The 14,046-nt window shown below is 44.7% G+C and carries 17 protein-coding genes; 6 read left to right on the top strand and 11 right to left on the bottom strand.

Annotated features, from left to right (window positions below):
* Window positions 1-40: 40 nt before the first annotated feature.
* A complete protein-coding gene (locus QT990_RS01145) occupies window positions 41-304 on the bottom strand; it encodes a zinc ribbon domain-containing protein (protein ID WP_333286526.1) in 264 nt (87 codons plus the stop codon).
* A gap of 281 nt (window positions 305-585) precedes the next feature.
* Window positions 586-1,761, bottom strand: a complete 1,176-nt coding sequence (gene fmdA / locus QT990_RS01150) for a formamidase (protein ID WP_333286524.1) — start codon at window positions 1,759-1,761, stop codon at window positions 586-588.
* A gap of 203 nt (window positions 1,762-1,964) precedes the next feature.
* On the opposite strand from fmdA, the gene QT990_RS01155 reads away from it, so the two are divergent.
* The 6 genes from QT990_RS01155 (at window position 1,965) to ureC (ending at window position 7,473) form a co-directional block, all read left to right on the top strand.
* The gene (locus QT990_RS01155; protein WP_333286522.1) at window positions 1,965-2,840 is read left to right on the top strand and encodes an urease accessory protein UreD; all 876 of its coding nucleotides are present in this window, start codon (window positions 1,965-1,967) and stop codon (window positions 2,838-2,840) included.
* Window positions 2,841-3,012: 172 nt separating this feature from the next.
* Window positions 3,013-3,315, top strand: a complete 303-nt coding sequence (gene ureA / locus QT990_RS01160) for an urease subunit gamma (protein ID WP_006635319.1) — start codon at window positions 3,013-3,015, stop codon at window positions 3,313-3,315.
* A gap of 33 nt (window positions 3,316-3,348) precedes the next feature.
* The gene (locus tag QT990_RS01165) at window positions 3,349-3,660 is read left to right on the top strand and encodes an urease subunit beta (protein WP_333286519.1); all 312 of its coding nucleotides are present in this window, start codon (window positions 3,349-3,351) and stop codon (window positions 3,658-3,660) included.
* 105 nt (window positions 3,661-3,765) lie between these two features.
* Window positions 3,766-4,959: an AAA family ATPase gene (locus QT990_RS01170; protein ID WP_333464826.1), complete on the top strand. Its 1,194-nt coding sequence runs from the start codon at window positions 3,766-3,768 to the stop codon at window positions 4,957-4,959.
* The gene (locus QT990_RS01175; RefSeq protein WP_333464819.1) at window positions 4,956-5,627 is read left to right on the top strand and encodes a DUF4276 family protein; all 672 of its coding nucleotides are present in this window, start codon (window positions 4,956-4,958) and stop codon (window positions 5,625-5,627) included. Before QT990_RS01170 ends, QT990_RS01175 begins: the two co-directional genes overlap by 4 nt.
* 73 nt (window positions 5,628-5,700) lie before the next feature.
* Window positions 5,701-7,473: an urease subunit alpha gene (gene ureC / locus QT990_RS01180; RefSeq protein ID WP_333410093.1), complete on the top strand. Its 1,773-nt coding sequence runs from the start codon at window positions 5,701-5,703 to the stop codon at window positions 7,471-7,473.
* On the opposite strand, the gene QT990_RS01185 is transcribed toward ureC, so the two are convergent.
* From QT990_RS01185 to QT990_RS01225, 9 genes are all read right to left on the bottom strand, one after another.
* A complete protein-coding gene (locus QT990_RS01185) occupies window positions 7,470-7,613 on the bottom strand; it encodes a hypothetical protein (RefSeq protein WP_333143650.1) in 144 nt (47 codons plus the stop codon). The genes ureC and QT990_RS01185 overlap by 4 nt on opposite strands.
* A 155-nt stretch (window positions 7,614-7,768) precedes the next feature.
* The gene (locus QT990_RS01190) at window positions 7,769-8,398 is read right to left on the bottom strand and encodes a hypothetical protein (protein WP_333286513.1); all 630 of its coding nucleotides are present in this window, start codon (window positions 8,396-8,398) and stop codon (window positions 7,769-7,771) included.
* Between the two features lie 191 nt (window positions 8,399-8,589).
* Window positions 8,590-8,787 (bottom strand): hypothetical protein, encoded by a 198-nt coding sequence (locus QT990_RS01195; protein ID WP_333307574.1) that lies wholly within the window; start codon window positions 8,785-8,787, stop codon window positions 8,590-8,592.
* A 140-nt stretch (window positions 8,788-8,927) separates the two neighbouring features.
* The gene (gene crn3, locus QT990_RS01200) at window positions 8,928-9,296 is read right to left on the bottom strand and encodes a CRISPR-associated ring nuclease Crn3/Csx3 (RefSeq protein WP_333464820.1); all 369 of its coding nucleotides are present in this window, start codon (window positions 9,294-9,296) and stop codon (window positions 8,928-8,930) included.
* A 135-nt stretch (window positions 9,297-9,431) separates the two neighbouring features.
* Window positions 9,432-10,361, bottom strand: a complete 930-nt coding sequence (locus QT990_RS01205; RefSeq protein ID WP_333307577.1) for a DUF192 domain-containing protein — start codon at window positions 10,359-10,361, stop codon at window positions 9,432-9,434.
* A 19-nt stretch (window positions 10,362-10,380) separates the two neighbouring features.
* Window positions 10,381-12,207 carry an NAD+ synthase gene (locus QT990_RS01210; protein ID WP_333464821.1) on the bottom strand — a complete coding sequence of 609 codons (1,827 nt, stop codon included), beginning with the start codon at window positions 12,205-12,207 and terminating at the stop codon, window positions 10,381-10,383.
* Between the two features lie 87 nt (window positions 12,208-12,294).
* A complete protein-coding gene (locus QT990_RS01215) occupies window positions 12,295-12,588 on the bottom strand; it encodes an isochorismate lyase (RefSeq protein ID WP_333105335.1) in 294 nt (97 codons plus the stop codon).
* A 70-nt stretch (window positions 12,589-12,658) separates the two neighbouring features.
* Window positions 12,659-13,408 (bottom strand): NrtR DNA-binding winged helix domain-containing protein, encoded by a 750-nt coding sequence (locus QT990_RS01220; protein WP_333307583.1) that lies wholly within the window; start codon window positions 13,406-13,408, stop codon window positions 12,659-12,661.
* Entirely contained in the window at window positions 13,369-13,968 is a 600-nt protein-coding gene (locus tag QT990_RS01225; protein ID WP_333307586.1) for a nicotinate-nucleotide adenylyltransferase, read from the bottom strand. Before QT990_RS01225 ends, QT990_RS01220 begins: the two co-directional genes overlap by 40 nt.
* Window positions 13,969-14,046 lie beyond the last annotated feature (78 nt).

Consider the following 14,046-nt stretch of genomic DNA (forward strand, 5'->3'; position numbering starts at 1 on the left):
TCCCTGCCGGACTATCGGACTGTCGGAATATCAAACTGGATCAGTGACCGATCATCCAAGGTCGTCCCCCTCGGTGTTCGCGATTCCGCTGCGGTTTAGGTTGCTCAGAACGCTTAACTACCTCCGGTTCCCGATTTTCTTGACCTTTCAACCGCAGCTTTCCCGTTAAAATCATCGGCGGCGAAAAGATGCGTTTAGCAACAGTTTCGCAATTCGGGCAAAGCACCGGTGTATCTGATTCTGCAAGAGGGCGCCACTTATCAAAAATGCCGCAAGTTTCACACTTAAAATCGTATAGAGGCATATCAATTTTTGAGGGTAAATTTGGATGCAATGACTAGGGCGGGCCGCGCATTTGTGTTAATTTAAGTTCAACTTAAGGTCAAAGTTAGTATCAGTCTGCTGTCTGAGTCACATTCCTCTAGATCCCCCCTAGCCCCCCTTAAAAAGGGGGGGAGAAGAGCGCTCAAAGTCCCCCTTTTTAAGGGGGATTTAGGGGGATCTAGACTCGGATAAAAGCGAGAGATACAGAGGGCTTTAGTCTTAAGTTCACACCCCCTTGACTGGCCCGGCCCGCCCTACTAATTAAGACGGCAGAATATCCATCTGGAAAATTTCTGTCGGTAAAGCAATCGTGCAGCAAGCATTGGGAATATCCACAATGCCGCTGATGCGACCCTCCACAGGAGCACAGCTTAACAGCAAATACGCTTGTTCTCCGGTAAAACCAAACTTTTTCAAATATTCGATCGCATTCAAACAAGCTCGTCGATAAGCAACGTGGGCATCCATATAATACTGCTGACCCGTAAATTCATCAACAGAAATCCCTTCAAAAACGAGGTACTCAGAATAGCGGGGTTCCACCGGCCCTGGTTTGAAAATCGGGTTGACCATCGCGTATTTATCCATGCCACCTTTGATAATATCAACGTGGAGGTCGATGTAGCCCGACATTTCAATTGCCCCGCAGAATGAAATCTCCCCGTCTCCTTGAGAAAAGTGAATATCTCCCATCGAAAGTTTCGCGCCTTCGACATAAACCGGGAAATAAATTCTCGAACCCCGCGACAGGTTTTTAATATCGCAATTGCCGCCGTGTTCGCGGGGAGGAACAGTGCGCGCCGCTTCTGCCGCCACTCGATCGAATTCTGCCCCTTGCAGCGAGCCCAAAATTGCATTTTTGGAGTTCGGCAGCGCTGCTAAAGGCGGCACTCGATCGGGATTTGTTGCTACTAATTCCGCTTCCCGTTTGTTCCATTTATTCAACAATTCCTGAGAAGGAGCGCAGCCGATTAAACCCGGATGAGTAATCCCAGCAAACCTGACTTTTGGTATGTGTCGGGAAGCGGTATAAATTCCCTGAAAATCCCAAATTGCTTTAGCAGCAGTCGGAAAATGTTCGGTTAAGAAACCGCCGCCGTTTTCTTTAGCAAAAATTCCCGTAAAACCCCATTCGTCCCCTTGCAAAGCCCCGATATCGAGGATATCGACTACTAGAATATCCCCCGGCTGCGCGCCGTTAACGTAAATTGGCCCGCTCAAAACGTGAACTACTGTTAAGTCTACATCGCGAATGTCGTCGGGATTGTCGTCATTTTTAATTTGTCCGTCTGTCCAGTCTTTGCACTCGATGCGAAATACATCGCCGGGATTGACGGAAACTACTGCTGGAATATCTGGATGCCAGCGATTGTGACCGACTAATTCCTGTTCTGACATCGGTTTGGTCAAATCAACTTTGAAGAGAACTTGAGGCATATTCTGCACTCCTCTAGTTACTGATTTTTACATGGTACGCGCATCTTCGCCGATCTGATGGTTGATAAATGTAAATTCTTATACTAATAAGTGCAGAAACCAAAAATATTTCAGAGAACGATTATCATTATTTAACTAATTGCAGGGAAGCGCCGCAGTCGTGGTATGTTTTTGATTGGGAATGTTTTTAAATTTAAAAATTAGTGACGGAAAATTTGACCAAACAACATATAGATCAAGTTGAAAATGGATGGCACGGCAGCCTGGATTTAGTCTACGCTAACCGCAGCGGCTCAACTCAAATCATTCACAATCAAATGCAAGCGCCCCTAAAGGTGCAGCGCCCGTTTTATCCTGAAGGTAAAGAGATTTGTCACAGCGTCATCTTGCACACGGCTGGTGGAGTTGTCGGGGGCGATCGACTTTCCAGCCATTTTCACCTCCAACCCAACGCCAAAGCCTTGATTACCAGCGCCGCCGCTGGTAAAATATATCGTAGCAGCGGACTAGAATCACAACAAAATATTGACATCAAACTAGAACCCGGTGCTAATTTAGAATGGCTGCCACAAGAAACAATAGTTTTTGACGGCGCAATATATCGGCAAAATTTGCGGGTAGAATTAGCACCAACAGCGAGGATTTTACTGTGGGAAATTACCAGATTTGGACGCAGTGCTAGGGGCGAAAAGTTCTTGTCTGGAGAATGGATCTCGCACACCGAAATCTGGCAACAAAACAGCCCTTTATGGATTGACAGACAATTGCTCAAAGGTGGAGAAAAAATGCTCGAAAGTCCTCACGGCCTCGCAGGAAAACCCGTAGTCGCCACCCTCGCTTGGGTAGGCGAACCCGTAACCACAGAAATCGTGGAAAAAGTGCGAAATTTGCCATGTGAGGCAACAATTTATCCTGGTAATTCCACCGTCGGCGTGACTCGTATTCCTAACGGTTTGCTGTGCCGATATCGCGGTACATCCACCACCGCAGCTAGAGACTGGTTTGTCAACATTTGGCACTTGCTGCGCTTATCTTTTTCAGAACGCCCTTGCTGTTTGCCCAGAGTTTGGATAAAATAGGATGATCTTTGAGTTTCAATCTATAGTTGCCCTCCTAATTAGATTATTCATCTCTCTCTTCTCTGACTCTGCGCCCTCTGCGCCCTCTGCGGTTTAATCATTCTTAATCATTCAGCAACAACCGTAAACGATATCATAACCAAATAATGCGATCGCACTTACAAGAATAAAAATGCAACTCACCCCCCAAGAAAAAGACAAACTGCTGATTTTCACCGCCGCCCTGGTAGCAGAGCGCCGCAAACAAAGAGGTTTAAAATTAAACTATCCAGAAGCGCTAGCTTACATTTCCGCCGCCATTTTAGAAGGAGCAAGAGATGGCCTCACCGTCGCCGATTTAATGAGTTATGGAACAACTCTCCTGACGCGGGAAGATGTGATGGAAGGGATAGCAGAAATGGTGCATGAAGTCCAGGTGGAGGCGACTTTTCCCGACGGAACTAAGTTGGTAACAGTGCACGATCCGATCCGTTAAAAAATTAACCACAGAGACTCAGAGGAGGAAAAAATGATTCCAGGAGAAATGATTGTTTCAGCAGGCGAAATAGAATTAAATGCCGATCGCCCAACGCTGCGGTTGCTTGTAGGAAATAAAGGCGATCGACCCATTCAAATCGGTTCCCACTATCACTTTTATGAGGCCAACGAAGCCTTAGAGTTTAATCGAGAACAAGCCAAAGGAATGCGGTTGGATATCCCCGCAGGTACAGCAGTCAGGTTTGAACCGGGAGATGAAAGGGAAGTTCAATTAGTGCCGTTTGTTGGTAGTCGTCAAGTCTACGGCTTTAATGGAAAAGTGAATGGTATGTTAGATGGATGAGAGACAATTAGACTATTATAGGACTTACGCGAAAAACCCAGTTTCTGAGAAAAATTGTGCATCTATGCGATAGATATTGACAGAAAAACCTGGTTTTTGGCAGCCGTGCGTAAGTCCTGTATTATCAACAATATTACTAAAACGACAGGTAGCGAAATGACACCGCACTCCCGAATAACCTCAATCAAAATTCAGGGTTATAGACCATTCCGAGATTTTACTGCTCCATTGGAACCACTAGAAATTATTGTGGGAGCTAATGGTTCTGGGAAATCAAGCCTGTTTGAGTTTCTAAAATTTTTGACCGACAGTATGGAAAGCGAGATTCCTAACGAAATTATTAAGGGTTCTATCGGTCAACAGATTTTCCATATTACCGGCTCAGAAAAGTTTGAATGGGAGCTTAAAATTGATACAGGTGAGTCTAATATCTCCTATCAAGGAGAACTCATGGGGCCGAGAAGCAATCCGCAAATTTCTTTCGAGCGAGTGGAGTCATCTCAACATTTGTTCATGGATATTAAAGGTACTGAAGGTTTGTATCGCGAACCAGGATATGCAGAGACAAATCGCGTATTTCCCAAACGCAATCAACTCGCACTCAGGACAATAACAAATCCAGATTTAGCAACTCTCTATAAACTACGAGAGTATATCGGGGGTTGGAAATTTTACAGTTCATTTAACATTGCTAATCACAAAATTCGCAAATCTGTTCTCATTGAACAAGAACCAGTGTTGGATGAAGATGCAGGCAATTTGAGTTCAGTATTACACTATTTAAGGACTGAACATAGCGCCGTTTTTGATGACCTGCAACAACATTTACAATCAGTTATTCCAGGATTCAAAAAATTGACTGTAAAAGCTCGCGGCGGGCCTGGAGAAGTTATCGCATTTTGGCAGGAAAAGGGGATTAACCAGGATTTAAGTCTTGCGGATTTATCCGATGGTATTCTAAGATTAATTTGTTGGATTTGTCTTTGTTTGCACCCGAAACCACCCTCTCTAATTTGTATTGATGAGCCGGATCAAGGTGTTCATCCTCGGACACTCCCTCTTTTAGCAGGATTGTTTGAAAAAGCTGCTGAACGCACTCAGGTTCTTTTGGCTACTCATTCTTCTTATTTTTTAACCCAATTTGATATTTCCCAAATTGCTGTGATGCGAAAGGAGAATGGAGAATCAAAGTTTATTAAACCTGGTAATTCCAAAGTTTTAACAGATATGGTTGATGACTTTGGGACAGAGGAAATTGAAAAACTCCACCGCAGTGATGAATTGGAGCTTCTACCATGAGGGTAATTATCTATGTAGAAGGGCCATCAGATAAAAATGCAATGGAAGCATTGTTAGTAAATTTGATTGACCAAAAATCTGAAGAAGGTGTCAGTATAGAGTTTTTTCCAATCAAAGGAGAGAACAATGATAGAGGAGGTGACGCTAAAAAAGAGTTGCTGCTGAATGCTCCAATAAAAGCTGTTAATATTCTTTGCAGGACTCCGAATTCAATTGTAATTCTGTTGCCAGACTTATATCCTAAGAATAAAGGGTTTCCCCATGAGACTTTTCAACAGCTAAAAGCTGGAATTAGGGAGAATTTTTATCAAGCATTACAAAAGAAAGGTATTCAGGATGAACGTCTCAAAGAACGCTTCAAAGTTTTTTGTTTTAAATACGAAATGGAAGCTTTGATTTTGGCGGCTGAATCTGCATTACGAGGTAAACTAGGAGTTACTTCTCTAGCTGTCACCTGGACAATACCAGTAGAAGACCAAAATCACGATCGCCCCCCCTCGAAAATTGTAGAGCAACTTTTCCGAGATGCTGGCAAAGGATACAATAAAAAAGTGGATGCAAAATTGATACTAGGGAAGACTTCGTATCAAGAAATTGCCGAGAAATGTACTCAATGTTTCAAACCATTTGTTGAGTTTATAGAAGGTATACACACAGAAGGCTTTTAGCATAAATTAATGTATACTCAAGTATTTGGGCAATGACAAAAATTCTAGGAAATCTGATTAGGAGTGCATTAAAATGAGTTACAGAATGGATCGCCGCGCCTACGCGGAAACCTTCGGGCCGACTGTGGGCGATCGCGTCCGGTTAGCCGATACAGAATTATTCATAGAAGTTGAAAAAGACTTCACAACCTACGGGGATGAAGTTAAATTTGGCGGTGGCAAAGTCATTCGCGACGGCATGGGACAGTCGCCTATTTCTAATGCAGACGGAGCTGTTGACACGGTGATTACTAATGCTTTAATATTAGACTGGTGGGGAATTGTTAAAGCAGATGTTGGGATTCAAAACGGGAAAATTTACAAAATTGGTAAAGCCGGAAATCCTTACATTCAAGATAGGGTAGATATTATTATCGGGCCTGGTACTGAAGTAATTGCCGGTGAAGGAATGATTCTGACTGCCGGGGGAATTGACACTCACATTCACTTTATTTGTCCGCAGCAAATTGAAGTGGCGATCGCCTCTGGAATCACGACAATGATCGGCGGCGGCACTGGCCCCGCAACGGGTACAAACGCCACAACTTGCACTCCGGGGCCTTGGCATATGTACCGAATGCTGCAAGCTGCTGACGCTTTCCCCGTAAATCTAGGGTTTTTAGGTAAAGGAAATAGCAGTCAACCTCAAGGATTAGTTGAACAAATCTTTGCCGGTGCAATGGGTTTGAAACTCCACGAAGATTGGGGAACTACACCAGCAACGATCGACACTTGTTTGAGTGTAGCTGACGAGTACGACGTGCAAGTTGCAATTCACACCGATACTCTCAATGAAGCGGGATTTGTGGAAGCTACAATTGCCGCATTTAAAAATCGCGCTATTCACACTTACCACACCGAAGGTGCTGGCGGCGGACACGCACCGGATATTATTAAAGTGTGCGGACAAGCTAATGTTTTGCCCTCGTCAACTAACCCGACTCGCCCTTACACTGTCAATACTTTAGAAGAACATTTAGATATGTTGATGGTTTGCCACCATTTGGATCGAGGCATTCCTGAAGATGTGGCTTTTGCTGAATCGAGAATTAGAAGGGAAACTATTGCTGCTGAGGATATTTTGCACGATTTAGGTGCGTTTAGTATGATTTCTTCTGATTCTCAGGCGATGGGAAGAGTTGGAGAGGTGATTATTCGGACTTGGCAAACGGCACATAAAATGAAGGTTCAAAGGGGGAATTTACCCCCCCTAACCCCCCCTTACCAAGGGGGGGAAACAAGAGGGATAACCCCCCCTTACCAAGGGGGGGGAACAGAGGGGATGAATGACAATTTTCGGGTGAAGCGGTACATTGCGAAATATACAATTAATCCGGCAATAACTCACGGAATTAGTCAGTATGTCGGTTCGGTGGAAGAGGGGAAATTGGCGGATTTGTGTTTGTGGCGGCCGGCTTTTTTTGGGGTGAAACCGGAACTGGTAATTAAAGGAGGGGCGATCGCCTACGGGCAGATGGGAGATGCTAACGCCAGCATTCCGACGCCGCAACCGGTGCATATGAGGCCGATGTTTGGCAGTTTTGGCGGTGCGATTGGGGCGACTTGTCTGACGTTTGTTTCCCAAGCTGCGCGCGATCGAGATATTGCCGCACAGCTCGGTTTGCAAAAGCCCACGGTAGCAGTTTCCGGCACCAGACAAATTACCAAAAGAGACATGAAACTCAACGATTATTTGCCACAAATGGAAGTCGATCCAGAAACTTATGAAGTCAGGGCGGATGGGGAATTGTTAACTTGCGAACCGGCAACAGTTTTGCCAATGGCGCAGCGATACTTTTTGTTTTAACTGATATTTTGCACCATTGTCAGCAACAGGCAAGATGCCTGTTCCACAACATATAAATTTTCTTGTGGAACAGGCACCATTTTCAGCAACAGGCAAGATGCCTGTTCCACAACATATAAATTTTCTTGTGGAACAGGCATCTTGCCTGTTCCTAAACAATTAATTGAAAAGGGTGCAATATCTCAGTTTTAACCGATTATACAATCATGTAGGGGCGGGTTTTACCAACAATATTTGCCAAAAACCGACAATCTCAAAAACCCGCCCCCACCCAACGGCAAATCTTCATCTTACTTCATTCGGGATGTGATTTCCTGTTAGAAAAATTGAGCGATCGCACTATCAAACCCTGACACAAAAACCAAAAATAAAGTGCAATATTAATCCCGCTCAACAGCTTCGGTATTCCCTCCAGCAAGCTCGAAATTATCTCGTTTTTCAAAGGCAGCGCTTCTGCAAAAAAGGCAACAAATAACAAACCCACGCCACTCAGCAGTAAAGCATAGGGAGTCGAGCGAATTTGTCTCCGAAAAGCTAATCCGTATGCAATTGCCAGCACAGCGTAAAATATGACAATTGTCACTTTCGGAAAACCCGCACGTCCCAGATGAACGTGGGTGCGAAAAACTTCATTGAACAGAAAGCAACCTGCAAACAGTGCCGAATATAAAATAAATCGATTTTCTGGGCGATCGGGTTGAATAATTCTCAGCAATCCAAAGGTAAAAGCGCACACCATTACCGATAAATAAAATAACATTTGAAACGCCAAAAAAAAGAAACCTGCACCCGGATACGTGGCAGAACAAGGCGGCAAAAATAACCCTTTTACTGAAGAACCGAACAAACTCAGACACGCCGTCACTAGCCCAACTAGCACTAAAGTTAGACTATTGAACAACAATACAGTTCTGTAATTTGCCATAATTAATAACTAAAAGCTAACAACAGTATATTGCGCGTCAAACCATTTTTTGCTAGGGCTTTTGCACGGGGGTTCAGAAACCGGGTTTTTTAGGAAAATACTGCGTTGTGACTCGCAGATTCGGTAAAAAACCCGGTTTCTCTGTCGGAGTGCGTAATTCGCGATCGTGTTCTTTGAGTAAAGGTGAGATATTAGGTTTCGTAGGTGTGATAGCGAGTTGTAGAAAAGATATCTAGTCGAGGTGCAACTACCTCATCCACAGGTGTGGAACCTGCACGGTTAGAGAATTTATCTCTCCTGCCATTTATATCAATTCCTCCCACAGCAATTCTGCCGCGATCGGCATTCATAGCTGGATAGTCTGGTGCACAATAGTCTGGACTATTCACTCAAAACGCTCTAATTTAATCGCGACTCTCCTGGATTTGTGGTGGAAACATTAGTGTTAGCGTGTCGCTAACGCAGGTAATATGCCCCCACCACGGGAAGTTTTATTTTTATTTATTATCACCTAAAACTCAGGAGAGTCTTAATCGCTTGGTAAACTCAATTTTAATACCTGTCCAACAGATACCTCGTGCTTGTGCGTCGCTACTACCACCGCACCTTCTAATCGCGGATCGTAACATCCCACCCAAGCAGCAGGATGACATTCGTGCACTAAATACCCGTACAGCCAAATTGCTCCTCTACCTTCAATGACAATTCCTTGGCTTAATTGAACGTCTTGAGGAAGTTTCAAACCTTGTAAATCATCGGGTGTGATAATACCGTCTTGAGTTGTAATTCGCAAGCGCAAATGTTGGTAAGCTAAACCGTCTTGAGTTTGATGGGGGATTATTTTTAATTCAATAGGATTCATGGGATGCACAAATGTTGAATGCTGCGATAAAATCATATCATGTCTGGTAGTATGGGCGGGGGCGGGTTTATTATATTGTAGATTATGGGCAATTATTGTTTGTGAACCCGCCCCTACAAAATTTAATATCATACAAGTCCGAATCAAACAGACATGATATCATCTACCTTTTTAGGGTAAATTGGGAATCCGATCGCCAATTTTGAGTCCCAATTGGGCCGCCCTTCCGCCTTTGAGTTCAATAACTCCGTCAACGGGAACATCCGGGCCGTAGTTGGGGCAGGTTTCGCTCAAACACGGCGGTACGTTAGGAATTATCGCCTGCACGACGCCTTCCCGCAGAAAAACCATATCGAGCTCAATAAACACGTTTTTCATCCAAAAACGCACGTTTCGCGCGGGTTCGATGGGGAAAAGCATTCCTCTGTCGTCTGGCAATTCTGTGCGAAACATTAAACCTGTGGCTTGTTCTTGGGGAGTTTGCGCCACTTCCAGTCCGATCGCGCGATCGGCTATAATCGTGTTAACAGAAATTGGCAAAAGCTGACCCATATCTATCCCGGCAAACAGCGACATAAAGTGGGATTCAGTCAGATTAGAATTTCCCGGAACAACTCCTAAATAATTACCAGAGTTTTTATCTTTCATAATAGTTTGGTTATCGGTAACAGAAAGCTCTAAATCGCTAAACTTCATGCCTTCGGTCAAGACAATTTTATCATTGCCGTTGCCAAAATCTGTAATTATATCGGCTTGACTAATAGTAGATGCGGCGGATGTTTTTTCCATCACAAATAAATCCTCCCCCGCGCCTCCTGTCAAGATATCCCTGCCTTCGCCACCTATTAGCAAATCGTGACCCCGATCGCCAAAAATCGCATCTTCACCTTGTCCTGCATAGATTGTATCGCTTCCCTGCCCGCCAGACAGCGTATCAGCGCCTTCATTTCCTGCTAGCAAGTCATTTTCCCGATCGCCAAAAACTCGGTCATTTCCCCCCAAACCTTGAATAGTATCATTACCTGCAAATCCTCTAATGGTATCGTTGCTGAGAGTTCCCGCGAGAAAATCGAAGCCGGAAGTACCGTCGATGTTAACCATTTTGCGTTTAATGATGCGTTTAATAAAAGGAAGATTTGGCGATCGGCATCCGCCAACCGGTACCAAAAGCTCGATCGCTAATTTTCAAACCCGGGGCTGCTTGCCGCCGTTTAAACTCCGCTTGCCTCACTAATTTTACTACACGTTTAACCACCGCTTCATCGTGTCCTGCAGCGACAATTTGTTGAACCGATTCGTGATGTTCGATCAACCGCTGCAAGATGTCATCCAAAACATCGTAATCCGGCAAAGAATCTTGGTCAATTTGCCCCGGTTTCAGTTCAGCACTCGGCGGTTTATTAATAATATTAACCGGAATAATTTCCTTTCCCTGGGGCGGGCACGGGGGCACCGCCCCTACATATCCGCCAGAATTTAGCCACCGACAAAGCGAATAAACGCGAGTTTTCGGCACATCGGAAATCACCGCCAATCCCCCATTCATATCGCCGTAGAGAGTGCAGTAACCCACCGCCATTTCCGACTTATTGCCCGTCGAAAGCAGCAAATGTCCGAACTTGTTAGAAATTGCCATCAACAGATTGCCTCGAATCCGCGATTGAATATTTTCCTCAGCAATCCCGAAAGTTGTATTGACAAACAAATTGGCGAGAGTGCGATCGTAAGTTTCCATCAAATCGCCGATCGGCAACATTTCGATCGCAATGCCCAGATTTCGGGCTAATTCCAAAGCATCGTTAACAGAATGATCCGAACTGTAAGGAGAAGGCATCAACACCCCTAGAACATTTTCGGGCCCGATCGCGCAACTGGCGATCGCCGCCACCAAAGCCGAATCTATCCCGCCACTCAAACCGAGTACAACCTTAGAAAAACCGCACTTGCGAACATAATCTCGCACTCCCAAAACCAAAGCAGCCCAAATTTCTGCATCTCCCTCTGCCGGATGAAAACTCAAATCAGTTGTGGAACGGGCATCTTGCCCGTTCCCGCCACTGCCAACGCCACTGCCGATCGAACCTAGTTTTTGTCGTCCTTCACATAATCCCAAATCAGTTGTGGAACGGGCATATTGCCCGTTCCCGCTGCCAACTAAATCTTGTTTAGCTGGGTCATATTCCAGCACCACAAAATCAGTTTCAAAAGAAGCCAATACCTGAATTAAATCACCCTTTCGATTCACAGCAAAACTGCTGCCGTCAAAAATAATATCGTCATTTCCCCCTACCTGATTAGCGTAAATAATCGGTTTCCCGCAGCGGATGACGCTGTGCTGCAACATCGCCGATCGCACTCCCCGCTTTCCCGCAGAATAAGGCGATGCCGACAAATTCACCACTAAATCTACACCCAATTTTGCCAAATCGGAAACAGGATCGCCCGCGTAACTGCGTTTACCCCAAAACTCCTCATTGTTCCACAAATCTTCACAAATTGTAACGCCGATTTTGACTTTGCCAATAGTAAAGTAATTGCTGTTTTCTCCCGGTTCAAAATATCTATCTTCATCAAATACATCATAAGTAGGCAACAAGCGTTTATGAAAAACTTGTTTGACCACGCCATTTTGCAACAAAACAGCGCTATTAAACAAGGATTTTCCGCCGAGTTTAACAGCATTAGCATTAGGTAAGGCAGTGCCTGCTATGACTGCCAACTCCGGCGGCAAAGCTTGCGCCAGTTGCAGCAACTGTGCACCTGCATCTGCAATGAAACTCGGATTGATTAACAAATCGCGCGGCGGATAACCGATCAGGGAAAGTTCCGGTGTTAGCAATAAGTTTGCGCCCTCAACATCAGCTTTTTTCGCAGCCTCCAGAATTAGGTTGGAGTTGCCCAAGATATCACCAATAGTAGGATTGAGTTGTGCGATCGCAATTTTCATCTCACCAAATCACCTAATAAATATTGCTAACAGTCCGCCCGCGCGGACTCACTTTCCTATAGTCCTAGATTTGAATGTAGCGAAAGATTACTTGGATTTGTAATGTTTCAACTCTTCTTCAATATAATAATTTACCAAATCCCGGTAAATATTTTCAACCACATCAGGATTCAAACCCGATTCTTGAGCCCACTCGCGCCGCTGCTGTAACATATCGTGAAAGCGATCGAACGATTTAACGCTAGCTTCACTCGTTTTGAACCTTGCGGCCGCGATGACGTATTGAAATCTCTTGCTCAAAGCCTCGATCACTTCTCGATCGATGATATCAATTTCCTCCCGAACTTCGTGAATATTAGCGCATTCATCAGGGTCTTTCATCGTCTGCACTCCTTAATAGCTTCTATTCTAATGTTACTAAATTGATCCCCGAATGTCATCTAAGTAACAGCTAAATAAAAACCAACGGCTTATTTTTTAAAGGAGCAAAAGCGGCCGCATCAAAGCGGTACAAACTAGCAGGGCGGCCAGCCCCCCGCGAAACCTTAACACCGGTATCGCACAAAAAACCCAATTTTAACAATCGAGATCTAAAATTAGAATAATCCGAAAAACTTTCCCCCAAAATAGTTGTATAAAGCTGATACAAATCGCTCAAAGTAAAAACATCCGGCAAAACTTCAAAAGCTACCGGACTGTATTCAAGTTTGTTACGCAGTCGCCGGTATCCGTATTCGAGAATTTGATTGTGATCGAAGGCCAGCTTAGGAACTTGTTGCACGGGATACCAAGCAATGCCGCCGACGCGGTGGCCCACACCCGCCACTACACTCCCAGCAATTAACTCAGCTTCCTCAAAGCGAACCAAAGCAAAATAACTCACCGAAAGATAACGATCGCCCCTGGTAATTTCCCGAGGATCGCGCCCCGGTTCTCCGAAAGTATACAATTGCTCCAGATACAAATTTTTTACCCGAATTTTCTCAGACAAAATTCGGTAAGCCGCATTTTCAAGAGACTCTCCGTCCCGCACCAAAGTACCAGGAAGACTCCAAGAATCCATAAACGGTTCGTCTTGCCGCATTACCAACAGTACCAACAAGCGGTTCTGCACGGCATCGACGGAAAAAATCACATTATCTACTCCTACTTTAAAGTCAGCTAATGAGCAACCTTCGCTCTTTTTCGTGCCTCGTGCCATGCGTACAAATGCTCCCTATTGATGTAATCTTCGATGGTCGGAGTCAGGGCTTGGGTGTCTCCTGTTTCCCGATAGAAGGTAGAAGAAACATTGGGACCATTCAAAGATGCGATCGCCACCTCTGCACCCATGCGCCTCAACTGCCACAAATCTAATTGTTCTGACGGATAACCCGGTCGCGGTACTATCAGCAAGTCCACTTGTTTTAACAATTGTTCAAATTTGTACCAGCGAGACAGTTGCCCCACCAAGTCAGAACCTATTACCAGTGTCAAATCTGCATCCTGCCACAGCAATCTTGCTTGTTCCACAGTTTCCACCGTCCTCGGACTGCTGAGTTCTGGATGCAAGCAAAGATTGTGTCTGGGCGAATTAATTTCTTGAATCATTAACAGCAGCATTGCCGATCGGTGTTCTAGAGAAGTTTGGTGCGACTTAAAAGGATTGTCCGAAGCCCAAACTGCTACCCAATCAAAATGTTGGGAAAGCCAACTCAGAATTGTTTTGTGTCCTGCTGTGGGCGGATCGGCACTGGTTCCAAAAAGAGCAATCTTCTGCATAGGTAATCGGTAATTGTTGACTGTTGACTGTTGACTGTTGATTGTTGACTACTGACTACTGACTACTGACTTCAATCT

Source organism: Microcoleus sp. T3_B1, from assembly GCF_036700445.1.
Lineage (GTDB): Bacteria > Cyanobacteriota > Cyanobacteriia > Cyanobacteriales > Microcoleaceae > Microcoleus.

Coding starts and splice junctions, on each gene's coding strand:
- QT990_RS01215 (WP_333105335.1), bottom strand. CDS start 12,588: ATGAAAGACCCTGATGAATGCGCTAATATTCACGAAGTTCGGGAGGAA.
- QT990_RS01210 (WP_333464821.1), bottom strand. CDS start 12,207: ATGAAAATTGCGATCGCACAACTCAATCCTACTATTGGTGATATCTTG.
- crn3 (WP_333464820.1), bottom strand. CDS start 9,296: ATGATTTTATCGCAGCATTCAACATTTGTGCATCCCATGAATCCTATT.
- fmdA (WP_333286524.1), bottom strand. CDS start 1,761: ATGCCTCAAGTTCTCTTCAAAGTTGATTTGACCAAACCGATGTCAGAA.
- QT990_RS01190 (WP_333286513.1), bottom strand. CDS start 8,398: ATGGCAAATTACAGAACTGTATTGTTGTTCAATAGTCTAACTTTAGTG.
- QT990_RS01220 (WP_333307583.1), bottom strand. CDS start 13,408: ATGGCACGAGGCACGAAAAAGAGCGAAGGTTGCTCATTAGCTGACTTT.
- ureC (WP_333410093.1), top strand. CDS start 5,701: ATGAGTTACAGAATGGATCGCCGCGCCTACGCGGAAACCTTCGGGCCG.
- ureA (WP_006635319.1), top strand. CDS start 3,013: ATGCAACTCACCCCCCAAGAAAAAGACAAACTGCTGATTTTCACCGCC.
- QT990_RS01145 (WP_333286526.1), bottom strand. CDS start 304: ATGCCTCTATACGATTTTAAGTGTGAAACTTGCGGCATTTTTGATAAG.
- QT990_RS01185 (WP_333143650.1), bottom strand. CDS start 7,613: ATGCCTGTTCCACAAGAAAATTTATATGTTGTGGAACAGGCATCTTGC.
- QT990_RS01225 (WP_333307586.1), bottom strand. CDS start 13,968: ATGCAGAAGATTGCTCTTTTTGGAACCAGTGCCGATCCGCCCACAGCA.
- QT990_RS01165 (WP_333286519.1), top strand. CDS start 3,349: ATGATTCCAGGAGAAATGATTGTTTCAGCAGGCGAAATAGAATTAAAT.
- QT990_RS01175 (WP_333464819.1), top strand. CDS start 4,956: ATGAGGGTAATTATCTATGTAGAAGGGCCATCAGATAAAAATGCAATG.
- QT990_RS01205 (WP_333307577.1), bottom strand. CDS start 10,361: ATGGTTAACATCGACGGTACTTCCGGCTTCGATTTTCTCGCGGGAACT.